Annotated in this window: 21 protein-coding genes; 8 read left to right on the plus strand and 13 right to left on the minus strand. The window is 73.0% G+C overall.

Annotated elements, in window-relative coordinates:
* Positions 1–129: 129 nt before the first annotated feature.
* Positions 130–1509 carry an MFS transporter gene (locus AB0E88_RS28755; protein WP_361636396.1) on the minus strand — a complete coding sequence of 460 codons (1380 nt, stop codon included), beginning with the start codon at positions 1507–1509 and terminating at the stop codon, positions 130–132.
* Positions 1510–1580: 71 nt separating this feature from the next.
* Here AB0E88_RS28755 and AB0E88_RS28760 point away from each other — a divergent pair, with 71 nt between their 5' ends.
* From AB0E88_RS28760 to AB0E88_RS28770, 3 genes are all read left to right on the plus strand, one after another.
* On the plus strand, positions 1581–2570 hold the full coding sequence (locus AB0E88_RS28760) for a helix-turn-helix domain-containing protein (RefSeq protein WP_361636398.1): 990 nt from the start codon (positions 1581–1583) through the stop codon (positions 2568–2570).
* A 97-nt stretch (positions 2571–2667) separates the two neighbouring features.
* Complete coding sequence (locus tag AB0E88_RS28765; RefSeq protein ID WP_361636484.1) at positions 2668–3384, plus strand: DsbA family oxidoreductase; 717 nt, start codon at positions 2668–2670, stop codon at positions 3382–3384.
* Between the two features lie 104 nt (positions 3385–3488).
* A complete protein-coding gene (locus AB0E88_RS28770; protein ID WP_361636401.1) occupies positions 3489–4550 on the plus strand; it encodes an aminotransferase class V-fold PLP-dependent enzyme in 1062 nt (353 codons plus the stop codon).
* A 117-nt stretch (positions 4551–4667) separates the two neighbouring features.
* Here the strand turns inward: AB0E88_RS28770 and thpD are convergent, their stop codons facing one another.
* The 6 genes from thpD to AB0E88_RS28800 all read right to left on the minus strand — a co-directional run bounded on the left by thpD (position 4668) and on the right by AB0E88_RS28800 (position 10023).
* Positions 4668–5573 carry an ectoine hydroxylase gene (gene thpD, locus AB0E88_RS28775; protein ID WP_361636404.1) on the minus strand — a complete coding sequence of 302 codons (906 nt, stop codon included), beginning with the start codon at positions 5571–5573 and terminating at the stop codon, positions 4668–4670.
* A 5-nt stretch (positions 5574–5578) separates the two neighbouring features.
* The gene (locus AB0E88_RS28780; protein ID WP_361636407.1) at positions 5579–5983 is read right to left on the minus strand and encodes an ectoine synthase; all 405 of its coding nucleotides are present in this window, start codon (positions 5981–5983) and stop codon (positions 5579–5581) included.
* Between the two features lie 65 nt (positions 5984–6048).
* Positions 6049–7320 carry a diaminobutyrate--2-oxoglutarate transaminase gene (gene ectB / locus AB0E88_RS28785; protein WP_361636410.1) on the minus strand — a complete coding sequence of 424 codons (1272 nt, stop codon included), beginning with the start codon at positions 7318–7320 and terminating at the stop codon, positions 6049–6051.
* Between the two features lie 13 nt (positions 7321–7333).
* Positions 7334–7849 (minus strand): diaminobutyrate acetyltransferase, encoded by a 516-nt coding sequence (gene ectA, locus AB0E88_RS28790; RefSeq protein ID WP_361636413.1) that lies wholly within the window; start codon positions 7847–7849, stop codon positions 7334–7336.
* Between the two features lie 345 nt (positions 7850–8194).
* The gene (locus AB0E88_RS28795) at positions 8195–8722 is read right to left on the minus strand and encodes a DinB family protein (RefSeq protein ID WP_361636416.1); all 528 of its coding nucleotides are present in this window, start codon (positions 8720–8722) and stop codon (positions 8195–8197) included.
* Positions 8723–8922: 200 nt separating this feature from the next.
* A complete protein-coding gene (locus AB0E88_RS28800) occupies positions 8923–10023 on the minus strand; it encodes an aminotransferase class V-fold PLP-dependent enzyme (RefSeq protein WP_361636419.1) in 1101 nt (366 codons plus the stop codon).
* A 227-nt stretch (positions 10024–10250) separates the two neighbouring features.
* Between AB0E88_RS28800 and AB0E88_RS28805 the strand changes: the two genes are divergently transcribed.
* From AB0E88_RS28805 to AB0E88_RS28825, 5 genes are all read left to right on the plus strand, one after another.
* The gene (locus AB0E88_RS28805) at positions 10251–11102 is read left to right on the plus strand and encodes an ABC transporter substrate-binding protein (protein ID WP_361636422.1); all 852 of its coding nucleotides are present in this window, start codon (positions 10251–10253) and stop codon (positions 11100–11102) included.
* The gene (locus AB0E88_RS28810; protein ID WP_361636425.1) at positions 11099–11932 is read left to right on the plus strand and encodes an amino acid ABC transporter permease; all 834 of its coding nucleotides are present in this window, start codon (positions 11099–11101) and stop codon (positions 11930–11932) included. Before AB0E88_RS28805 ends, AB0E88_RS28810 begins: the two co-directional genes overlap by 4 nt.
* On the plus strand, positions 11929–12720 hold the full coding sequence (locus AB0E88_RS28815) for an amino acid ABC transporter ATP-binding protein (protein ID WP_361636428.1): 792 nt from the start codon (positions 11929–11931) through the stop codon (positions 12718–12720). Before AB0E88_RS28810 ends, AB0E88_RS28815 begins: the two co-directional genes overlap by 4 nt.
* A 44-nt stretch (positions 12721–12764) precedes the next feature.
* Complete coding sequence (locus AB0E88_RS28820; RefSeq protein ID WP_361636430.1) at positions 12765–13856, plus strand: amidohydrolase family protein; 1092 nt, start codon at positions 12765–12767, stop codon at positions 13854–13856.
* A gap of 142 nt (positions 13857–13998) precedes the next feature.
* Positions 13999–14913: an SCO1860 family LAETG-anchored protein gene (locus AB0E88_RS28825; RefSeq protein WP_361636432.1), complete on the plus strand. Its 915-nt coding sequence runs from the start codon at positions 13999–14001 to the stop codon at positions 14911–14913.
* 437 nt (positions 14914–15350) lie between these two features.
* On the opposite strand, the gene cobC is transcribed toward AB0E88_RS28825, so the two are convergent.
* Genes cobC through cobM form a run of 6 tightly spaced genes read right to left on the minus strand, consistent with a single transcriptional unit; the run spans position 15351 to position 21656 of the window.
* Positions 15351–16415: an Rv2231c family pyridoxal phosphate-dependent protein CobC gene (gene cobC / locus AB0E88_RS28830; RefSeq protein WP_361636435.1), complete on the minus strand. Its 1065-nt coding sequence runs from the start codon at positions 16413–16415 to the stop codon at positions 15351–15353.
* On the minus strand, positions 16405–17328 hold the full coding sequence (locus AB0E88_RS28835) for a sirohydrochlorin chelatase (RefSeq protein ID WP_361636437.1): 924 nt from the start codon (positions 17326–17328) through the stop codon (positions 16405–16407). Before AB0E88_RS28835 ends, cobC begins: the two co-directional genes overlap by 11 nt.
* The gene (locus tag AB0E88_RS28840; RefSeq protein ID WP_361636440.1) at positions 17325–17915 is read right to left on the minus strand and encodes a precorrin-8X methylmutase; all 591 of its coding nucleotides are present in this window, start codon (positions 17913–17915) and stop codon (positions 17325–17327) included. Before AB0E88_RS28840 ends, AB0E88_RS28835 begins: the two co-directional genes overlap by 4 nt.
* Entirely contained in the window at positions 17912–19609 is a 1698-nt protein-coding gene (gene cobJ / locus AB0E88_RS28845; RefSeq protein WP_361636442.1) for a precorrin-3B C(17)-methyltransferase, read from the minus strand. The genes AB0E88_RS28840 and cobJ overlap by 4 nt, the downstream gene beginning before the upstream one ends.
* The gene (gene cbiE / locus AB0E88_RS28850) at positions 19606–20841 is read right to left on the minus strand and encodes a precorrin-6y C5,15-methyltransferase (decarboxylating) subunit CbiE (RefSeq protein ID WP_361636445.1); all 1236 of its coding nucleotides are present in this window, start codon (positions 20839–20841) and stop codon (positions 19606–19608) included. The genes cobJ and cbiE overlap by 4 nt, the downstream gene beginning before the upstream one ends.
* Positions 20838–21656, minus strand: a complete 819-nt coding sequence (gene cobM, locus AB0E88_RS28855) for a precorrin-4 C(11)-methyltransferase (RefSeq protein ID WP_361636447.1) — start codon at positions 21654–21656, stop codon at positions 20838–20840. Before cobM ends, cbiE begins: the two co-directional genes overlap by 4 nt.
* Positions 21657–21722 lie beyond the last annotated feature (66 nt).

A 21722-nucleotide genomic window follows, 5' to 3' on the forward strand; every position in this document is an offset into this window, starting at 1 on the left:
GCCGTGGGGGTGCGGGTGCGATGCGGGCTGCGGGGGTGTCGTCGGTTGCTCGCGCAGTTCCCCGCGCCCCTGCGGGTGTTGGCGCGGGCCGGCGCCCGAAGGGGCTGGACAGGGCCGGTCCTTCGCCCGTCAGGGGCGCCGGCGCAGGTGGGTGCTGGCGAGGCCGGTCAGGGTGAAGAGGGATGCCCCGATGACCAGGCTCCAGCGCATTCCGGCCTCGAAGCCGTCGGAGACCAGCGTGCCGAACAGTGCGATCCCGAGGCCACCCGCCACCTGGCGGGCCGAGTTGAGGACGCCCGCCGCCAGACCCGCGCGCTCCGCCGGGACCGCGTCCATCATCACCGCCGTCAGCGGGGGGATCGTCAGGGCACAGCCCAGGGCCATGGGAACCAGCAGCAGCGCCGCCGCCGCCGGGGAGGTGCGGGCGTCCACGGTGAGCAGGGCCAGCAGGCCCAGCGCCGCCAGGCTCTGACCGAGCAGCATCGGCATCCGCGCGCCGTAGCGGGCCGCCAGTTTGCCGGAGGCGATGTTCGTCACCGCGATCAGGGCCGACATCGGCAGGAACAGCAGCCCCGAGTAGAGCGCCGAGTGGCCCTGGACCTGCTGGAAGAAGAGGGCGAAGACGAACAGCACGCCGTAGAAGGCCACACTGCACGCCGACCCCGCGGCCACCGCGATCGTCACCGTCCGGTCCCGGAACAGGCCGAGCGGTACGACCGGATGGGGGCTGCGCGCCTCCACGCGCAGGAAGACCACGGCGGCCACGATTGCCACGGCGAGCGCCGCGAGACCCACCCGGCCGCCCTCGATCACGGCGAACGTCAGCGCCGTCAGGGCCACGACCGCCGTCAGCTGGCCCGGCACGTCCAGCGGCGCCGGACGGCGTTCGGAGCGGGGCGCGCGCAGCAGCAGGGCGAGGGCCGCCGCGCCCAGCGGCAGGTTGATGAAGAAGATCCCCCGCCAGTCCCACACGGTGGTCAGCGCGCCGCCCGCGACCGGGCCCAGCGCCACGGCCACGGAACCGCCCGCCGCCCACAGCGACACCGCCCGCGCCCGCCGGCCGGGCTCGGGATAGGCCTGCCGCACCAGCGCCAGTGAGGCCGGCAGCACCACGGCCGCCGCCACGCCCTGCGCCACCCGGGCACCGATCAGCGCCGGCAGGTCGGGGGCCAGGCCGCAGGCCGCGGAGGCCAGGGTGAACACCGCGGTGCCGAGGGCGAAGGCGCGGCTCGCCCCGGCCCGGTCCGCGAAGGCACCGGTGGACAGCATCAGCGCCGCGAAGGCCAGGGTGTAGGCGTCCACCACCCACTGCAGGCCGGACAGTCCGCCCCCGAGGTCCCCGCCGATCGCGGGCAGGGCCACGTTCACCACGGAGGCGTCGAGGGTGATCAGCGCGAAACCGAGGAGGGCGGCGGTGAGGGTGAGCGCGGGGGAGGAGGACCGGTCGTCCCTCAACTCCCGGCCGTGTACGAGGAGTTCCTCGCCCTGTGGGGCGTGCTGCGTCGTCATGCCGTCGATCATGCGGATCCGGACCGTCGTACAGTAGTGGCCTGAATGCCATACCTCCGGAGGTTCTGGCCATGCCCGTCGTGCCGCACCGCATCGCCGTCGTCGCGCCCTGGCGGGTGTCGATGTTCAACCTCGCCATTCCCGAGCTGCTGTTCGAGAAGGCGCGGGTGGACGGCGTCCCCGGGTACGAGGTGACCGTGTGCACGCCGCAGCCCGGGAAGATCGTCACCACCGGCGGCCTCGACCTGCACGTGGGAACCGGGCTGGAGGCGGTCCGCGACGCCGACACCGTACTGATCGCCGGTACCGGGGAGCGGTACGCCCCCGATCCGCCGACCGTCGCCGCCGTCATCGAGGCCCACGCCGCCGGCAAGCGGATCGCCTCCATCTGCAGCGGCGCCTTCGTGCTCGCCGAGGCCGGACTGCTGGCCGGCCGCAGCGCCACCACGTACTGGGAGCTGGCCGCCGAACTGCGCGTGCGTTATCCCTCGGTCGACCTCAAGGGCGACGTCCTCTATGTACAGGACGGCCGCATCCTCACCTCCTCCGGCTACGCCGCCGGCATCGACATGTGCCTGCACATGATCCGCACCGACTACGGCGCCGCCGTCGCCAACGAGGTCGGCCGGCAGGCCCTGGTCGCACCGGTGCGGCCGGGCGGGCAGACCCAGTTCACCCAGACCCCGCTGCCGCCCGAGCGCGGCACCGCCTGCGCCGACACCCGCGGCTGGGCCATGCGCAACCTCGACAAGCCGCTCACCCTCACGGATCTGGCCCGGCACGCGGGCGTCTCGGTGCGGACTCTGACGCGGCGCTTCCACGCCGAGAGCGGGGTCAGCCCGTTGCAGTGGCTGCTGCACCAGCGCATCGAGCGGGCGAGGGAACTGCTGGAGACCACCGCTCTGCCGATGGACCAGGTGGCCCGCGCCTGCGGTCTGGGCACGGCGGACTCGCTGCGCGTCCACCTGGTGCGGCGCACGGGACTGACCCCGAGCGCCTACCGCGCCCAGTTCAGCCGCCTGGGCCCCGGCGGCACCCGCGCCGCCTCCGCGGTGGCTTAGGGCACCCGGGAATGAACCCCGCTGCTTGAACGTTCACACACCGAAGGCGGAGGGAGTCTCCGCACCCCGCACGACCTGGAGTGAGTGAGCCGTGACCCTGCGCGTCGAGATCTGGAGCGACATCGCCTGCCCGTGGTGCTACGTGGGCAAGGCCCGCTTCGAGAAGGCGCTCGCGGCCTTCCCGCACCGCGACGAGGTGGAGGTCGTGCACCGCTCCTTCGAGCTGGACCCCGGCCGGGCCAAGGACGACATCCAGCCCGTGCTCACCATGCTCACCAAGAAGTACGGCATGAGCGAGGCGCAGGCGCAGGCGGGCGAGGACAACCTCGGAGCCCAGGCCGCCGCCGAGGGCCTCGACTACCGCACCCGCGGCCGCGACCACGGCAGCACCTTCGACATGCACCGCCTGCTGCACTTCGCCAAGGAGCACGGCAGGCAGGACCAGCTGCTGGACGCGCTGTACAAGGCCAACTTCGCCGAGGAACGGTCCGTCTTCGCCGACGACGGACGACTCGTGGACCTGGCCGTCGCCGCCGGTCTCGACGCGGACGCCGCCCGCGCGGTGCTCGCCGACCCGGACGCCTACGCCGACGCCGTCCGCGCGGACGAACGCGAGGCCGCCCAGCTCGGCGCGCGCGGTGTGCCGTTCTTCGTGCTCGACCGCGCCTACGGCGTCTCCGGCGCCCAGCCCGCCGAGGTCTTCACACAGGCGCTCACCCAGGCGTGGGGCGACCGCTCCCCGCTGACCCTCCTCGACGAGGGTGGCGCCGAGACGTGCGGTCCGGACGGATGCGCGGTGCCGCAGCAGGGCTGAGCCGGGCAAAGGCGCAGGTCAGCCGCTACCCATAAGCAGTGCTTGGCGGTACCGCGCAAAAAATCGCAATGGACGGGGAGAACGCGGAGCCGCACAGTGGTCCCATGGAGACCTTCGAGAGCGTCGTCCGCGCCGAGTTCGCCCCGGAGAACACCTATCTGAACACCGCGAGCAACGGCCTGCTCCCGGCCCGCACCGTGGCCGCCCTGCACCGGGCGATACGGCTGCGCGCCGAGGGCAGGCCGCTCGGTTCCCTGTACGAGGACGTGGAGGCCGTCCGCGCCTCCTTCGCCCGGCTCACCGGTGTCCCGGTGGAGCGGGTGGCGACCGGCGCGTCGGTCGCCGAGTACGGCGCGCTGATCGCCGCCTCCCTGCCCGCCGGAGCCGAAGTCCTCACCGCCGAGGACGACTTCTCCTCCCTGGTGAACCCCTTCCACATGCGCGCCGGCCTCACCGTGCGCGCCGTACCGCTGGAGAGGCTCGCCGCCTCCGTCCGTCCGGGCACCGCGCTGGTCGCGGTCAGCGTCACGCAGTCCGCCGACGGACGCCTCGCCGACCTGGCCGCGGTGCGGGAGGCGGCCCGCGCGCACGGCGCCCGCGTCTACCTCGACGCCTCCCAGTCGGCCGGCTGGCTGCCCGTCGACCCGGACGCCTACGACTTCCTCGCCGCTGTCGGCTTCAAGTGGCTCATGGGACCGCACGGTGCCGCGTTCCTCGTCGCCCCGGACGCCACGCGGGACTTCGGCGGACTCAGCCCGCTGCTCGCCGGCTGGTCCGCGGGCGAGCGTCCCTGGGACAGCTGCTACGGACCGGTCACCGAACTCGCCCGGGCCGTACGGCGGTTCGACGTCAGTCCGGCCCTCTTCAGCTACGCCGGGCTGCGCGCCTCGCTCGAACTCGTGGAGGAGCTGGGCGTGGACGCCGTCCACGCCCACGACGTGGCGCTGGCCGAACGCTTCCGCAAGGGGCTCGGCTCGCTCGGCCACGAGCCGATCGCGGCGCCGGGCTCCGCGATCGTGTCCGTGCCCGGACTCGGCCGCCGCCAGGGCGAGCTGAGCGACGCGGGCATCGAGGTCTCCGACCGCGCCGGCAACCTGCGCGCCGCGTTCCACCTCTACAACACGCCCGCGGACGTCGACCGCCTGCTGGACGTACTGGCCGGCTGACCGCCTTGGTCGCGGCCCGGCACGCGACCGCGCGGGTCCCGGCCCGGCACGCGACCGGGCCGGGACCCCCCGTCCCACACGAGGAGGTCCCGGCCCGGTGGTCGGTGTCCGGTCAGCTCACCGGACGGGCGTGAAGTCCCGCGCGCCGATGAACTCGGGGCGTCGGATGGGCGCCGCGAACGGCTCCACGGCCGTGTTCTCCACGCTGTTGAACACGATGAAGACGTTGCTGCGCGGGTACGGCGTGATGTTGTCGCCGGAGCCGTGCATGGCGTTGCAGTCGAACCAGGTCGCCGAGCCCGGCTTGCCGGTGAACAGCCGGATGCCGTGCTCGCTCGCGAGCTGGGTGAGCGCCTCGTCGGACGGCGTGCCCGCGTCCTGCATCTGCAGCGACTTCTTGTAGTTGTCCTTCGGCGTCTCGCCCGCGCAGCCGAGGAACGTCTTGTGCGACCCCGGCATGATCATCAGACCGCCGTTGGTGTCGAAGTTCTCGGTCAGCGCGATCGACACGGACACCGTGCGCATCCGCGGCAGGCCGTCCTCCGCGTGCCAGGTCTCGAAGTCGGAGTGCCAGTAGAAGCCGCTGGCGCCGAAGCCCGGCTTGACGTTGATCCGGGACTGGTGGACGTACACGTCCGAGCCGAGGATCTGCCGGGCGCGGCCGACGACCCGCTCGTCGCGCACCAGCCTCGCGAAGACCTCGCTGATGCGGTGCACCTCGAAGACGGAGCGGATCTCCTTGGACTGCGGTTCCACGATGGACCGCTCGTCCTCGCGGATCGCCGGGTCGCCGACCAGCCGGTCGAGCTCGCGCTTGTACTCGGCGACCTCGTCGGGGCGGATGAGCTGGTCGACGGCGATGAAGCCGTCACGCTCGAAGGCGCCGAGGTCGGCCGGCTGGAACGGGCCCGGGGCGTCCGGGGCGCCCCAGACGACCGGATCCTGCCGGGGCACCGTCACCTCGGTGGTGCCGCGGGTGGGGTACAGGTCCGTGACGGTGGTCGAAGTCGTGGTGGCCGTCATGCGGTTCACACCTCCTCGGGTTCGGTGAGCAGCGGGTAGACGCCGTTCTCGTCGTGGTCCTCCCGGCCGGTGACGGGCGGGTTGAACACGCAGATGCAGTGGAAGTCCTCCTTGACCTTGAGCGTGTGCCGCTCGTGGCCGTCCAGGAGGTACATGGTGCCGGGCGTGATCGTGTGGGTCTTCCCGGTCTCGTGGTCGGTCAGCTCCGCCTCGCCCCGGGTGCAGACCACGGCCTCGATGTGGTTGGCGTACCACATCGACGTCTCGGTCCCGGCGTACAGGATCGTCTCGTGCAGCGAGAAGCCGACGCGTTCCTTGGCGAGCACGATCCGTTTGCTCTCCCAGGTGCCTGACGCGGCCTTCACATGGCGGTCGGTGCCTTCGATCTCCTTGAACGAACGGACGATCACGGTGGTGCGATGCCTCCTAGGTCGGGGTGTGGGGCGGTGGGTGAGGGGTGGTCCCGAGGTGCGGCTCAGGCGGTCTCACGGACGGCGCGGGCCAGGGTCTTCAGGCCCTCGTCCAGCTCGTCCGGGGTGATGGTCAGGGCCGGCAGCAACTTGACGACCTCGGACTCGGGGCCGGAGGTCTCCACCAGCAGCCCCAGCTCGAAGGCGCGGCGCGCGATCCGTCCGGCGCGGGCCTTGTCGTGGAACTCCATGCCCCACACCAGGCCCCGGCCGCGGTACTCCTTGACGTCGGCGAGGTTCTCCTCGGTGATGGCGATCAGCCACTGCTCGACCTGCTCACCGCGGGTGCGGGTCTGCTTCTCCATGGCGGCGCCGTCGGCCCAGTACGTCTCCAGCGCGGCGGTGGCGGTGACGAACGCCGGGTTGTTGCCGCGGAAGGTGCCGTTGTGCTCGCCCGGTTCCCAGACGTCCAGCTCGGGCTTGAACAGGCACAGCGACATCGGCAGGCCGTAGCCGCTGATGGACTTGGAGACGGTGACGATGTCCGGCGTGATGCCCGCCTCCTCGAAGGAGAAGAAGGCGCCGGTGCGGCCGCAGCCCATCTGGATGTCGTCGACGATCAGCAGCATGTCCTGCCGCTCGCACAGCTCCTTGAGCGCGCGCAGCCACTCGGGCCGGGCCACGTTGATGCCGCCCTCGCCCTGCACGGTCTCCACGATCACCGCGGCGGGCTTGTTCAGGCCGGAGCCCTGGTCCTCCAGCAGCCGCTCGAACCACAGGAAGTCCGGGACCGTGCCGTCGAAGTAGTTGTCGAACGGCATCGGGGTGCCGTGCACCAGCGGGATGCCGGCGCCGGCCCGCTTGAAGGCGTTGCCGGTGACGGCGAGGGAGCCCAGCGACATGCCGTGGAAGGCGTTCGTGAACGACACGATCGACTCGCGGCCCTTCACCTTCCGGGCCAGCTTCAGCGCCGCTTCCACGGCGTTGGTGCCCGTCGGCCCCGGGAACATGACCTTGTACGGCAGGTCACGGGGGCGCAGCACCAGGTCCTGGAAGGTCTGCAGGAACGAGCGCTTGGCCGTGGTCGACATGTCCAGACCGTGCGTGACGCCGTCCCGCATGAGGTAGTCGATCAGCGCCCGTTTCAGTACGGGGTTGTTGTGGCCGTAGTTCAGTGACCCGGCACCGGCGAAGAAGTCGAGGTACTGGTGACCGTCCTCGTCGTACATGCGGCTGCCCTGCGCGCGGTCGAAGACGGTGGGCCAGCCGCGGCAGTAGCTGCGCACCTCGGACTCCACGGTCTCGAAGACGCTCAGGTCGGGCTGGGTGATGGTCACGACGAATCGCTCCTCAGTGGGAAGTCAGGGTCAACGGGCCGATGCGGTACAGCACTTCGGGGTCGTGCGGGCCGTCCGGGAACAGTCCCGCGTCGAACAGGACCTCCCGTTCGACCCGCGCGCCGTGCCGGGCGGCGAACGAGGTGAACAGCCGCTCGGAGGCGGTGTTGCCCGGGGTGATCGTGGTCTCGACGTCGGTGATCCGGTGCTCGGCGGCGAGCCGGGCGGTCAGCCCGTCGAGCAGCGCGGCGGCGAGGCCCTTGCCGCGGTACGCGGCGTCGACGGCCACCTGCCAGACGAGCAGGGTGTGCGGCCGCTCGGGCCGCACGTACCCCGTGATGAAGCCGACCGGCTCCCCGTCCTCCCGGCGTACGACGGCGGAGGTGCCCGCGAAGTCGCGGCACCACAGCAGGTAGCTGTAGGAGGAGTTCAGGTCGAGGGCCTCGGAGTCCTTGGCGATACGCCACAGGGCGGCTCCGTCGGCCACCGACGGGCGGTCTATGAGCAGGTCTGCTGGTGCGGCGGTCATGCAAATTGAATTTACCGAGCGAAATTGAAAAATGCATGGACGGAGGGGGTTTCCTGCGGGCCCGTTCTGTGTTATCGCGCGGGCGCGGGCAGGTACGCGAGCCGCTGAAGGATTGTCCGCATTTGACCGGGAGGAAGGCGGCAAAAGGGGCGCGATGTGTAACGCGTCACAACCATGTAACCCCCGCGAGATCCGCCCGAATTTCCCCCCTCGGTGTTCGCGAAATCTTTGCGTTTAGGGTCGTGAGAAGCGGGCAGAAGAAGACGGGAAGCTACCCGCAAGAATAGGGCTGGAATAAGGAAACGCAATTCCCGGAATAGATGCGTGTCGTTCCGTGTCGTGAATTCAGGCGCCGATCGTGCCGTCGATGCGCTCGCGCAGGATGTCCGCGTGGCCGTTGTGCCGGGCGTACTCCTCGATCATGTGGATCAGCATCCAGCGCAAGGAGACCTCCAGGCCGGTCATCGGCCCGTCCACGATGCGCCCGGTGGCCTCCAGCGAGCGCCCGGCGCACAGCTCCTGCCCGCGGGCCACCTCCCGACGCCAGATCGCCAGCGCCTCGCCGAGCCCGCGCTCGGGATCGAGGCCGTACCCGGTCTCCTCACCGAAGACCGGCGGGACGTCGAGGCCCGCGAACACCCGCTGGAACCAGGTGCGCTCCACCTCCGCCAGGTGCTGCACCAGCCCCAGCAGGGTCAGCGAGGACGGCTCGGCCGCCGCCAGCCGCACCTGGCCGTCGTCGAGCCCCGCGCACTTGAGCTCCAGCGTGGCCCGGTGGAAGGCGAGCCAGCTCTCCAGCATGGGCCGCTCCTCCCCGGTCAGCAGCGGCACGGGGCGTCCGTCGGGCAGCATCTGATGCGCGTCGTTGGCCATGCCTGGAGCATGACACGCCGCACTTGCGGCGGGCTCCGGGCGACACGGCGGGGAGCCCGGACCGTGACCGGCCCGGCAGGACCCCGGCCGCTCACGCCCGGCCTGGGTTGGGTGCGAGCGCACATCCGGGGTCCGGGCGCACATCCGGGGGGCGCATATCCGGGGCCGAGCCGACCGGGGTCAGGCCGGCGGGGGTGCGGTCAGTGCCAGGCGGCGTCCGCGGCGTCCAGGGCCGCCGGCAGGTCGGCGTTCAGGCCCTTGCCGGTCAGGGCCGTCCCCAGCGCCGCCAGGCAGCCTCGTACCGTGCCCGGGGTGGCGGCCGGCCCGTAGTGGTTGACGCGGATCATCTCCTTGGCCAGCGCGCCGCCGCCCGCGGCCAGCGGCAGTGCCGGGTCGGCGGCCAGGGCGCGGGCGACCAGTTCCGAGGCGTCCACACCGGACGGCGCCCGCAGAGTCGTGGCCACCGGGGCCGACTCCGCCGCCTCGTACACGTACGGCTCCAGGCCGGCACCCAGCGCCACCGCGCCCGCGCGGGTGGCCGCCGCGGCACGCGCGTGCCGGGCCATCACCGCGTCCAGCCCGTCCGCCTCGATACGGTCCAGGCACGCCTCCAGCGCCAGCATCTCCAGCTGCGCCGGCGCGTGCGGCAGCGCCCTGCGGCCGCCGTCGAGCCAGCGCTCCTTCCAGTCCAGGAGGGAGAGGTACGACCGGCGCGGCGCGCCCGGGTTGGCCGCCATCCGCGCCCACGCCCGCTCGCTCACCGACACCGCCGACACCCCGGCCGGCCCGCCCATCGCCTTCTGCGCCCCGATGACGCACAGGTCGACGCCCCACGCGTCCACCAGCACCGGCTCGGCGCCGACGGAGGCCACCGCGTCCAGGTAGAACAGCGCGCCGTGCTCCCGCACCACCGGTCCGATCTCCGCGACCGGGTTGGTGTTGCCGGTCGCCGCCTCCGCGTGCACCAGCGACACGAAGTCGATCTCCGGGTGCTCGGCGAAGGCCGCACGGATCTGCTCGGCGCTCACCGCCGTGTGGAACGGCACCGACAGGTCGACGACGGTGGCGCCGCAGTCGCGCAGCCAGTCGCCGAAGGTCTGCCCGTACGGCCCCGTGATCACGTTCAGCGCGGTCGTGCCCGGTCCGGCGGTCGCGCGGATGGCGCCCTCCAGCGGCAGCAGCGCCTCGCCCTGCATGATCAGCACGTCCTGCTCGGTGGAGAGCAGCCGCGCCACCCGGTCCTCGATGGAGGCGAAGCGGGCGGCGCTCAGCGGGGCGAGATCCAGGAAGGGGTGGGTCACGGCGGTGCTCTCTTCACTTCACGGGTACGACTCAGGGGGTACAGCCATGTCCGAGGGTAACCGTCACCCCCTGAGCCCCTTCCGTCACGGCGTCTTGGGCGGGTTGGTCCCCCTTGCCCGGCGCGTCTTTCTAAGGTGAGACCGCCCCGTAACCATGGGTTTGATTTGAGAGGCCCAAACCTCTCCTTATAATCGGAACTCTCAGTTCCAACACAGGAGGCTCCCCCGTGAACACGCTCCCCGGGCGCCGGACCCGCGTTCTGGCCGCCACCACCGCGACGGCCGGGCTGATGCTCGTGGCCGCGTGCACCTCCACGAACAACGGCGGCAGCGGCTCCAAGACCGCCGCCGGCGGCGTCGAGCTGGTCAAGGCGGGGCAGCTGACCACCTGCACCCACCTGCCGTACCCGCCGTTCCAGTCGGAGATCGACGGCAAGGTGCAGGGCTTCGACGTCTCCCTGATCGACCTGGTCGCCAAGGACCTCGGCGTGAAGCAGGAGATCCTCGACACGCCGTTCGAGAACTTCAAGACCGGCGCCTTCCTCAACGCCGGCAAGTGCGACCTGGCCGCGGCCGGCATGACCATCACCGCGGAGCGCAAGAAGAACGTCGACTTCTCCGCCCCGTACTTCGACGCCACCCAGGCCGTCCTGGTCGACAAGACCAGCGGCGTGAACTCCCTCGCCGACGTCAAGGCCAAGGGCATCAAGCTCGGCGCCCAGGCGCAGACCACCGGCGAGGACTACGCCAAGAGCAAGGGCTTCGACCCGGTCTCCTTCGAGTCCTCCGACGCCGTCCTCAACGGCCTGCGCACCGGCCAGGTCAAGGCCGTCATCATCGACTACCCCGTGGTCCAGGGCTGGCTGAAGGACAAGGCCAACGCGGACAAGTTCAAGGTCGTCGACAACCTCAAGACCGGTGAGCAGTACGGCTTCACCGTCAAGAAGGGCAACACCAAGCTGCGCGAGGCCATCGACAAGGCGATCGCGAAGGCCAAGTCCGACGGCACGTACAAGAAGCTGTACGAGCAGTGGATCGGCCCGTACGACGCCTCCGTCGCCTCGCCCGCCGCCTCATGACGGCGACCGACACGCACGTACAGCCTCGCAGGAAGGGCCTGACCCGGCGGCAGAAGCGCAGCGTGTCCCGCGGCGCCCAGTACGCCGTGTTCGTCGCCGCCGTGATCGCGCTCGCGGTCACGGCGGACTGGGGGCGGCTGAAGAACCAGTTCGCGCAGGGCAGCATCGCGCGCCAGATGTTCCCGGACGTCATCACGCTCGCGCTGAAGAACACCGTGCTGTACACGGTCTCCGGCTTCGTCGTCGGACTCGCGCTCGGCATGGTGATCGCGCTGATGCGGCTGTCGTCCGTCGGCCCCTACCGCTGGGTCGCCGGCATCTACATCGAGATCTTCCGCGGTCTGCCCGCCCTGCTGATCTTCATCTTCATCGGGGTCGCCGTACCCCTCGCCTTCCCCGGCACCGAGATCATCGGCGGTACCTACGGCAAGGTCGCCATCGCGCTGGGCCTGGTCGCCGCCGCCTACATGGCGGAGACCATCCGGGCCGGCATCCAGGCCGTGCCCAAGGGCCAGATGGAGGCGGCCCGTTCGCTGGGCTTCTCGCCCGCCCGCGCCATGATCTCCGTGATCATCCCGCAGGCGTTCCGGATCATCCTCCCGCCGCTGACGAACGAACTCGTCCTGCTGTTCAAGGACTCCTCGCTCGTCCTCTTCCTCGGCGTCACCCTGGAGGAGCGCGACCTGTCCAAGTACGGCCGCGACCTCGCCAGCACGACCGCCAACTCCACCCCGATCCTGGTGGCCGGCCTGTGCTACCTGCTGATCACGATCCCGCTCGGCTTCGTCGTGCGCCGCATGGAGGCCAAGGCCCAGGAGGCCGTCAAGTGAGCCGACCCGAGATCGAGATCAGGGACCTGCACAAGTCCTTCGGCGACAACGAGGTGCTGCGCGGCATCGACCTGGAGATCGGCCAGGGCGAGGTCGTCTGCGTCATCGGCCCGTCCGGCTCCGGCAAGTCCACGCTGCTGCGCTGCGTGAACCTCCTGGAGGAGCCGGGCAAGGGCCAGGTCTTCGTCGGCGGCACCGAGGTCACCGACCCGGACGTCGACATCGACGCCGTACGCCGCCGTATCGGCATGGTGTTCCAGCAGTTCAACCTCTTCCCCCACCTGACGGTGACGGAGAACCTCACGCTGCCGCAGCGCCGGGTCCTGCGGCGGGACAAGGCGACGGCCGCGAAGGTGGCCGCCGAGAACCTGGAGCGCGTCGGCCTGTCGGAGAAGGCGGACGCCTACCCGTCCTCCCTCTCCGGCGGCCAGCAGCAGCGTGTCGCCATCGCGCGGGCGCTCGCGATGGGCCCCGAGGTGATGCTGTTCGACGAGCCGACCTCCGCGCTCGACCCGGAGCTGGTCGGTGACGTCCTCGCCGTCATGCGGATGCTCGCCCGCGAGGGCATGACGATGATGGTCGTCACCCACGAGATGACCTTCGCCCGCGAGGTCGCCGACCGGGTCGTCTTCATGGACGGCGGAGTGATCGTCGAGGAGGGCAGCCCCGAACAGGTCATCACCCAGCCGCGCCACGAGCGCACCCGCCACTTCCTCTCCCGCCTCCTCGACCCGGCGATGGCCGAGGTCGAGGAGGAGGCCTCCGACCAGGTGGGCAAGGGCGAGTAGGGGCTGCCTGCACAGCCGCGCGGGGGCTGATTACAGTGCCGTGCATGAGCGATGGCGCGGTGCTGCACGTGAAGGGGCGGGTCCTGGTGGGACCCGACGACGTCCGGGACGAGCTGTGGGTGGTCGGCGGGCGGATCTCCTACGACCGCCCGGCCGGCGCCCGTGACGTGCGCACGGTCGAGGGCTGGGTGCTGCCCGGCCTGGTCGACGCACACTGCCATGTCGGGCTCGACGCGCACGGCCCGGTCGAGCCGGAGACGGCCGAGAAGCAGGCGCTCACCGACCGCGACGCCGGCGCCCTGCTGCTGCGGGACGCCGGCTCGCCGTCCGACACCCGCTGGATCGACGACCGCGACGACCTGCCGAAGATCATCCGCGCGGGCCGCCACATCGCCCGCACCCGCCGCTACATCCGCAACTACGCCTGGGAGATCGAACCGGACGAGCTCGTCGCGTACGTCGCCCAGGAGGCGCGGCGCGGCGACGGCTGGGTCAAGCTGGTCGGCGACTGGATCGACCGCGACCTCGGCGACCTGTCCGCCTGCTGGCCACGCGAGGCCGTCCAGGCGGCGATCGCCGAGGCCCACCGCCTGGGCGCCCGCGTCACCGCGCACTGCTTCGCCGAGGACTCCCTGCGCGACCTGGTCGAAGCCGGCATCGACTGCGTCGAGCACGCCACGGGCCTGACCGAGGACACCATCCCGCTCTTCGCCGAGCGCGGCGTGGCCATCGTCCCGACGCTCGTCAACATCGCCACGTTCCCGCAGCTCGCGGCGTGCGGCGAGAGCAGGTTCCCGCGCTGGTCGGCCCATATGCGCCGACTGCACGAGCGGCGTTACGACACCGTGCGCGCCGCCTACGACGCCGGCGTCCCGGTGTTCGTGGGCACCGACGCCGGCGGCTCCCTCCCGCACGGGCTGGTCGGCGCGGAGGTCGCGGAGCTGGTGACGGCCGGCATCCCGCCGGTCGAGGCGCTGTCCGCGACGGCCTGGGGCGCCCGCGCCTGGCTGGGCCGCCCCGGCCTCGACGAGGGCGCACCGGCCGACCTCGTCGTCTACGAGGGCGACCCGCGTGCGGATGTACGCGTCCTGGTCGCGCCGCAGCGGGTCGTGGTGAACGGGACCGTGGTGAGCTGAGCGGCCTGATGAGGCGTGGGATTCGAAGGTGTGCGCGACGAACACCCTTTGGGGTGAAGTCCCTTCCCTGCGCTGACCCTTGGACGTTCGAGCCGTAATCCTTGCGGGGTCCCGAAGCGTTCCTTCTCTGGGGGTCCCACCCTTGAACGGCAACACCTTCCGCATGCCCGCGCGCCGCCGACGCCTGACCGCCGTCGCGGCCGCCACGGCCCTGACCGCCGCTCCCGTGGTCCTCGCGGGCGCAGGCACCGCCCACGCGACCGGCGACCAGGGCCGGGCGAGCGCCGTGGTCCTGCGCACCGGCCTCGACGTGTCCCTGCTCAACAAGACCGTGAACGTCCCGCTCGCGGTCTCGCTCAACGAGGTCCAGGCGCCGCAGAGCGCACAGAAGACCGCGCTCTCCGTCCGCCTGGACGGTGTGAACAACGGCGATCCGTTCAGCGTGCTCAGCGCCGAGGTCGCCACGGCGAAGGCGACGACGACCGCGCACGGGGCGGAGGGCTCCACCCGCCTCGCGCACGCCCGGCTGCACGTGCCCGGTCTGCCGCTGCTGTCACTGATCGAGGTCGAGGACGTCACGGCGAAGGCGACCTGCGAGGCCGGGAAGGCCCCGGTGGCCACGTCGAACGTGCTGGGCGCGGTGACGGTCCTCGGCAAGCGCGTCACGCTGACGTCGGGCGGCACCACGGACGTGAAGGTGCCCGGCGTGGGCGAGGTCCGCCTGGACCTCTCCAAGAGCGGGACGACCTCCCGCACGGCGGCGGCGACGGCCCTGGAACTGAGGGTCTCGGTGAACCCGCTGAAGCTCAACGTGGCCGAGGTCAACGGCACGGTGACCCTGGCGAAGGCGACCTGCGAGACGCCGAAACCGGCCGCGCCGACGCCGAAGCCCGCCTCGGCCCAGCCCGCCCCGGACGTCGAGCCGCAGGGCGCCGCCACGCAGGCCGACCTCGCGGAGACCGGCGGCAACTCCCTGACGCCGTACATCGCGGGCGGTTCCGTGGCCCTCCTCGCGGCGGGCGCCGGAGCGTTCGCCCTGGCCCGCCGCCGAAGCTGACCGGCGGGCCCGGCCTGAGGGGGGCTCGCGGGCCCGGTCCCGGGGGGCCTCGCGGGCCCGGATCGGGGGGATCCGGTGGCCCGGTCCCGGGGGACTCGGCCGCGCTCGGCTCTGGGTGACCGGGTGGCCCGGCTCGGGGACTCGGCCACGCTCGGCTCGGGGGACCGGGTGGGCGCCGTCGGGGAGGGCGCCCACCCGCACCCGGCCGGGCCGTCTCGGCTGGGCCCAACCCGTGGCCGGGCGGGGGCCGTTCGCGGCTCGGGCAGGCTTTCGCTCTGCCTGTGTGGGCCCATCCCGTGCCGGTGGGCGCGCCCGTTCGAGGCCGGGCGGGGTCGGCCCGCTGCCGTCGAGGGGGCCCCTGGCGTCGGATGGGCCGGCCCTATGCCGGTGAGCGCTCACCCGCTGCCCGGCGCGCCCCGCGTGGCCCTGTCGGTCCGTCATCGGTGCCCGGTATGGTCCTCCTGCTCCGTCACCGAGGCCAGCGCTCGCAGGAAGCCGTCCGTAGTCGAACGGTCCCGTACCGCCAGGCGCAGCCAGTCCTCGCCCAGCCCCGGGAAGGTGTCCCCGCGCCGGACCGCGTACCCGAGGGCGCGCAGCCGGTGCCGTACCGCCGCCGCGCCCGGGAGCCGGATCAGCACGAACGGGCCCTCGGCCGGGGTCACCACGCGCACGCCCAGGCGGTCCAGCCCGGCGAGGAGATACGCGCGGTCCGCCGCGATCGTGTCCGCCGCCCCGGCCGCCTCCTCCAGCGCCGCCGGCTCCACGCAGGCCCGCGCCGCCGCCAGCGCCGGGGTGGACACCGGCCACAGCGGCTGGGCCCGTTCCAGATCGGCGATCACCTCGGGGGAGGCGAGGACGTATCCGATGCGCAGTCCGGCCAGACCCCAGGTCTTGGTCAGGCTGCGCAGCACCACCAGGCCGGGCACGTCCGTGCGCCCGGCCAGCGCCTCCCGCTCACCCGGCACCGCGTCCATGAACGCCTCGTCCACGACGAGCGTCCGCCCGGGGCGGGCCAGGGCGGCGATGGCCGCGGCCGGGTGCAGCACCGACGTCGGGTTGGTCGGATTGCCGACCACCACCAGGTCCGCGTCCTCGGGCACCAGCGCCGGATCCAGCCGGAAGCCGTCCGCCTCCCGCAGCAGCACCCGGTCCACGGTGTGCCCGGCGTCCCGCAGGGCCGCCTCCGGCTCCGTGAACTGCGGGTGCACGACGACCGGCCGGCGCACCTTCAGCGCCCGCGCCAGCAGCACGAACGCCTCCGCCGCCCCGGCCGTCAGCAGCACCCGCTCGGCCGGCAGCCCGTGCCGCGCCGCCACCGCCGCCCGCGCGTCCCGTCCGTCCGGGTAGGCGGCGAGCGAGGACAGGGAGTGCGCGATCCGCTCCCGCAGCCAGGCCGGCGGGGTGTCCGCGCGGACGTTCACCGCGAGGTCGACCAGCGCCGCCCCGTCGTCGCGCACCTCGGCGTCGCCGTGGTGGCGCAGGTCGTGCCCGTCAGTGCGCATGGGAGTGCGTGTGCCCGTGCCCGTGCCCGTGTCCGTGTCCGTGGTGGTGGTGGTGCCCGTCGTCGTCCGGGTGGAAGTGCGGCTGCTGCGGCAGCCCCACCTTGTCCTCGAAGCCCGGCAGCGCGATCCGGTACACGCACGAGTCGCAGTTCATGCGCAGGTCGCCCTTGACGGCCTCCCGGTACCGCTCCATCACCAGGTCCAGCAGCTCCGGCTCGGGCCCGATCACGTCCGCCGACCGCACGTCGAGGCCGGGGTGCGCCGCCGCCCATGCCTCGGTCTGCTCGCGCACCCGGTCCGGCAGGATGCCGGTGAACAGGAAGTACGGCAGGACCACGATCCGCCGCGCGCCGAGCTTCGCGCACCGCTCGAGCCCGCTCGGCACGTCCGGCGCCGCGAGCGACACGAACGCCGTCTCCACGGCGCCGTATCCGCGGCCCTCCCACAGCAGCCGGGCCGCCTTGAAGACCTCGGCGTTGGCGTCCGGGTCGGTCGAGCCGCGCCCGACCAGCAGCACCGTCACCTCGGAGCGGTCGACGCCGTCCAGCACCTGCTCCAGGCGCCGCTCGAGGACGTTCAGCAGCGAGGGGTGCGGGCCCAGCGGGCGGCCGTAGGTGTACGTGATGCCGGGGTGCCGTTCCTTCTCGCGGGCCAGCGCCGCCGGGATGTCGCCCTTGGCGTGTCCGGCGGACACCAGCATCAGCGGGACGGCGGCGAAGCGGCGCACCCCGCGCTCCACCAGCTCGGTCACGGCCTCGCCGAGCGGCGGCGGGGACAGCTCGATGAAGCCGCCCGCTACGGGCAGCTCGGGGTGGCGGCGGCCCAGCTCCCGGACGAAGTCGCGGAACGCCTCGGCTCCGGCGTCGTCGCGGGTGCCGTGGCCGGCGATGAGCAGGGCGGGCGGGGTGGTCACACGTTCTCCTCGGAAGACGAAAGGGGGTGGTACAGCAGGGCGTTCAGCGCGGCGGAGGCGACCGCCGACCCGCCCTTCTCGGACACGTTGCTCACGGCCGGCAGCCCGCTCTCGCGCAGCGCGGCCTTGGACTCGACGGCTCCGACGAAACCGACGGGCAGGCCGATGACGAGCGCCGGGGCGGCGTCCAGCGTCAGCAGCTCCTCCAGCGCGGTCGGCGCGTTGCCGATCACCCAGAGGGCGCCGGGCCCGACCTGCTCGTAGGCGAGCCGGATGCCGTGCGCCGAGCGGGTCAGGCCGGGGCCGGCGACGCCGTCCTTGAGCCGGCAGACGGTCTCCCGGCGGGTGATGCCGGCCCCGACCATCTCGACGTCGACCACGACGGGCGCCCCGGCGTGCAGCGCGGCGTGCGCCGTGACCAGGTCGTCCTCGTCCATGACGAGGTCGGTGGCGTACTCCAGGTCGGCGGCGGAGTGGATGACCCGCTCCACCACGGCCCGGGTCAGCGGCGGGAAGGGGGAGGTGTCGAGCCGCTTGCGCAGGCGCCGGTAGGACTCCTCCTCGATGGGGTGGACCACGCGGTTCACCGGGCCTCCTCCTGGGTCTGCCAGCGGTAGCCGCGCGGGGTGACCATGCGCCCCGCGATGTTCCGGGTCGCGGTGTTGCCCACGGTCACGACCGTCATCATGTCGACCGTCGCCGGGTCGAGTTCGCCCAGCGCCGTCACCCGGCTCGACTCGTCCGGCCGGGAGGCGTTGCGTACGACACCGACCGGCGTCGTCGGCTCGCGGTGCCCGGCGAGGATGGCGAGCGCCTTGGGCAGCTGCCAGTCGCGGCCCCGGGAGCGCGGGTTGTAGAAGGTCACCACGAGGTCCGCCTCGGCCGCGGCCCGCACCCGCCGCTCGATGACCTCCCACGGCGTGTGCAGGTCGGACAGCGAGATCGACACATGGTCGTGGCCCAGCGGTGCGCCCAGGATCGCCCCGGCCGCGAGCGCGGCGGTCACGCCGGGCACGCCGATCACGTCGATGTCGTCGGACGCCTCGGCGAGCGCCGGCGAGGCCATCGCGTACACCCCGGCGTCACCGCTGCCGATGAGCGCGACCGCCTGGCCGCGCCGTGCCTCGGCGACGGCGGTACGGGCCCGCTCCTCCTCGGCGCCGAGCCCGGACTCCAGGATCCGGGTGCCGGGGCGCAGCAGGTCGCGGATCTGGTCGACGTACTGGTCGAGGCCCACGAGCACGGAGGCGCGGCGCAGTTCGGCCCTGGCGCGCGGGGTGAGCAGGTCGCGGGCGCCGGGGCCGAGCCCGACGACCGCGAGCCGGCCGCGTCCCGGACGCCGTACGACGGCGCAGGTGGCCATGGCGGGGGAGCCGTCCGCACGCTCCGACTTCCGCTTGGGGACGAGGAGTTCACCGCCCCCGGCGAGCGCGGCGGCCTCCGCCACGGACGGGGTGCCGACGGCCGTGAGCGGCGCGTCCGACGGGTTGGGCACCTCGATCGCCGCCAGCTTTCCGGCGGGGTACGTCACCAGGGGGACGCCGAGCCGTTCGGCGGCCTCGACGAGACCCGGCTCGTCCGCCTTGGCGTCCACCGTGGCCAGTTCGGCGAGCGACCGCGCGGACAGCCCGGCCTCGGCCAGCGTGTTCTCGACCAGCGTCAGCACCTCGTCCACCGGGGCGCCCTTGGACGCGCCCACGCCCGCCACCAGCGTCGGCGGGCGCAGCAGCACCTCGCGCTCGCCGGCGGTGACCGCACGGTCGGTGACGCGGATCGTGTACGCGCCCTCCCGGGCCACCGGCAGCGGCGGCAGCGGCCACGCCACCTCCGCTGCCAGCGCGACCGGCTCCCCGTCCAGCAGCGCACGCGACACCGCCGCGACCGCACCCTCGACGGGCAGGCCCAGGGTGTCCAGACCGGCCAGCCCCACGGCGTCCGTCGCCGTGGTCACCACCGGCACCGCACCCAGCACCTCGGCCACCTCGGCGGCGAGGTCGTTGGCGCCGCCGCCGTGCCCGCCGAGCACCGGCACGGCGAACCGTCCGCCCTCGTCGACGCAGACCACGCCCGGGTCGCTCGCCTTGTCGCCCAGCAGCGGGGCGACCAGCCGGACGACCGCGCCGGTCGCCAGGAAGCACACCAGCTGCTCGCACTCCGCGAACGCGCGGCGCACGGCGTCCGCGACGGCGCCGTCGTACACGCGGGTGTTCTCCGGCCACGCCGCGGCCAGCCGGTCCCGCGCCGCCGCCCCCGCCGCGGTGGCGGAAATGAGGCCGATCACTGGGCAACTCCTTCGTCAGCAGATGCCGGGGGCCGCTCGCCCCACAGCAGGAAAACGGGATTGGCCGCCGCGAGCCGGGTCACGTCCCCGGGCAGCGGTGCGAGCCGCGACGACTGCAGCAGCACGCCGTCGACGCCGAACCCGGCGTCCGCGAGCGCGGCACGCGCCGCCGGCACCCGGTCGAGGGCGGCCAGCGCGACCACCACCGTGCGCCGGGCGCGCCGCGCGCACGCCGTGACGACGGCGGGCAGCTCCCGCCCGCCACCGCCGACGAACACCGCGTCGGGCTCGTCCAGATCGGACAGCACCGTCGGCGCCGCACCGTGCACCACGTGCACGTCGACCCCGTGCGCGGCCGCGTTGGCGCGGATCCGCTGCACGCCGTCCACGGTCTTCTCCACCGCGGTGACGGCGGCCCCGAGCCGCGCGCACTCCACGGCCACCGAACCGGAACCGGCTCCGACGTCCCACACCAGGTCGCCCGGGCGCGGCCCGAGCCGGGCCAGCGCCAGCGCCCGCACCTCGAACTTGGTGATCATCGAGTCGCGGTGCGCGAACGCGTCCTCCGCGAGCGCCCATCCGGCGGGCCCGGCACCACGCCCCGCCAGCGTCCGTACGGCGCCCAGGGCCCGCCGCTCGTCCAGGCTGACGACGACGCTCACCGCCGTACCCCAGTCACGGGCGGCGGCCTCGGCGGGCGTCACCCGCTCCAGCCGCTCCTCGGGGGAGCCCAGCGCGGTGGCCACGACGAGGATCCGGTCGTACGACCGCAGCGCGGCACCGATCTCGGCGGGGCCCGCGCCCGGCCCGGTCAGCACCGCCACCTTCGGCTGCGCCCGGCACACGTTGACAGCCGTGCGCAGGTCGCGGCCGTGGGCGCTGACGACGACGGCGTCGTCCCAGGGCAGCCCGAGCCGTGCGAACGCCGCCGCCACGGACGACACCCCGGGACGCACCTCGAGCCGGTCCGTGCCGAACCGGTCCGCGAGCACCCGCACGATCCCGAAGAACCCGGGGTCGCCGGAGGCCAGCACGACCACCCGGCGCTCCTTGCGGAGGTACTCCTCGATCGTGTCCAGCGCCGGGGCCAGCGGCCCGAGCACGACCTGCTCGGCCGTCTCCGGCACCGCCGCCGCGTCCAGGTGCCGCCGGCCGCCCACGACCAGTTCCGCCCCCGCGAGGACGTCCGCGCCGGCCGGCTCGCCGGTGCCCGCGCCCACGACCGTGATCATGTGCTCGCACCCCGCTCGCGCAGCGCCCTGCGGGCCTCGGGGTCCGCCTTGCGGAAGCCGTGGAAGTGACCCGGGTGGTACAGGTGCGAGCGGGTGCCGTGCGCGTCGAGCGCCGGGCCGACCAGGAACAGCGTGTGCTTCCAGAGCTTGTGCTCCTTGACCGTCTCCTCCAGCGTGCCGATCGTGCACGTCACGATCAGCTCCTCCGGCCAGGTCGCCTGGTACGCCACGACGACCGGCGTGTGCGTCGGGTAGCCGCCCTCCAGCAGCTCCCGCACCAGCTGCCCGCTGCGCGCCGCCGACAGGAACACCGCCATGGTGGTGCCGTGCTTGGCGAACTCGCGGACCTCCTCGCCGGGCGGCATCGGCGTCTTGCCGCCGCCCAGCCGGGTCAGCACCACCGACTGCGCCACCTCGGGGATCGTCAGCTCCCGCTGCGCCAGCGCGGCCACCGCCGAGAACGACGACACGCCCGGCACGACCTCGGTGGCGATGCCGATCTCCTGGCAGCGGTCGAGCTGCTCCTGCGTGCCGCCCCACAGGGCCGGGTCGCCGGAGTGGATGCGGGCCACCTTCAGTCCCTCGTCGAACGCACGTCGGTACACGGCGACCACGTCCTCCAGCGACATGGTGGCCGAGTCCAGGATCTCGGCGCCCTCCCGGGCGTGTTCGAGGACCTCCGCCTGGACCAGGCTCGCGGCCCAGATCACGACGTCGGCCTCGGCGATGGCGCGTGCGGCACGGAACGTCAGCAGATCGGCGGCGCCGGGGCCGGCACCGACGAAGGTCACCTTGCCGGTGGGGGCTTCGGCCATGGGAATCGGTCCTCTCCTACAAGTCGGCACAAGACGGAACTATCGGTACGAAGTCGGTACGAGTCA

This window comes from Streptomyces sp. NPDC028635 (genome assembly GCF_040637635.1).
Classification (GTDB): domain Bacteria; phylum Actinomycetota; class Actinomycetes; order Streptomycetales; family Streptomycetaceae; genus Streptomyces.

Excerpts from the sequence above, each read along its gene's own strand:
- AB0E88_RS28795 (WP_361636416.1), bottom strand. The coding sequence starts at position 8,722 with ATGGCCAACGACGCGCATCAGATGCTGCCCGACGGACGCCCCGTGCCG.
- cbiE (WP_361636445.1), bottom strand. The coding sequence starts at position 20,841 with ATGATCACGGTCGTGGGCGCGGGCACCGGCGAGCCGGCCGGCGCGGAC.
- AB0E88_RS28760 (WP_361636398.1), top strand. The coding sequence starts at position 1,581 with ATGCCCGTCGTGCCGCACCGCATCGCCGTCGTCGCGCCCTGGCGGGTG.
- cobC (WP_361636435.1), bottom strand. The coding sequence starts at position 16,415 with ATGCGCACTGACGGGCACGACCTGCGCCACCACGGCGACGCCGAGGTG.
- ectA (WP_361636413.1), bottom strand. The coding sequence starts at position 7,849 with ATGACCGCCGCACCAGCAGACCTGCTCATAGACCGCCCGTCGGTGGCC.
- thpD (WP_361636404.1), bottom strand. The coding sequence starts at position 5,573 with ATGACGGCCACCACGACTTCGACCACCGTCACGGACCTGTACCCCACC.
- AB0E88_RS28810 (WP_361636425.1), top strand. The coding sequence starts at position 11,099 with ATGACGGCGACCGACACGCACGTACAGCCTCGCAGGAAGGGCCTGACC.
- AB0E88_RS28770 (WP_361636401.1), top strand. The coding sequence starts at position 3,489 with ATGGAGACCTTCGAGAGCGTCGTCCGCGCCGAGTTCGCCCCGGAGAAC.
- AB0E88_RS28755 (WP_361636396.1), bottom strand. The coding sequence starts at position 1,509 with ATGACGACGCAGCACGCCCCACAGGGCGAGGAACTCCTCGTACACGGC.
- AB0E88_RS28820 (WP_361636430.1), top strand. The coding sequence starts at position 12,765 with ATGAGCGATGGCGCGGTGCTGCACGTGAAGGGGCGGGTCCTGGTGGGA.
- cobM (WP_361636447.1), bottom strand. The coding sequence starts at position 21,656 with ATGGCCGAAGCCCCCACCGGCAAGGTGACCTTCGTCGGTGCCGGCCCC.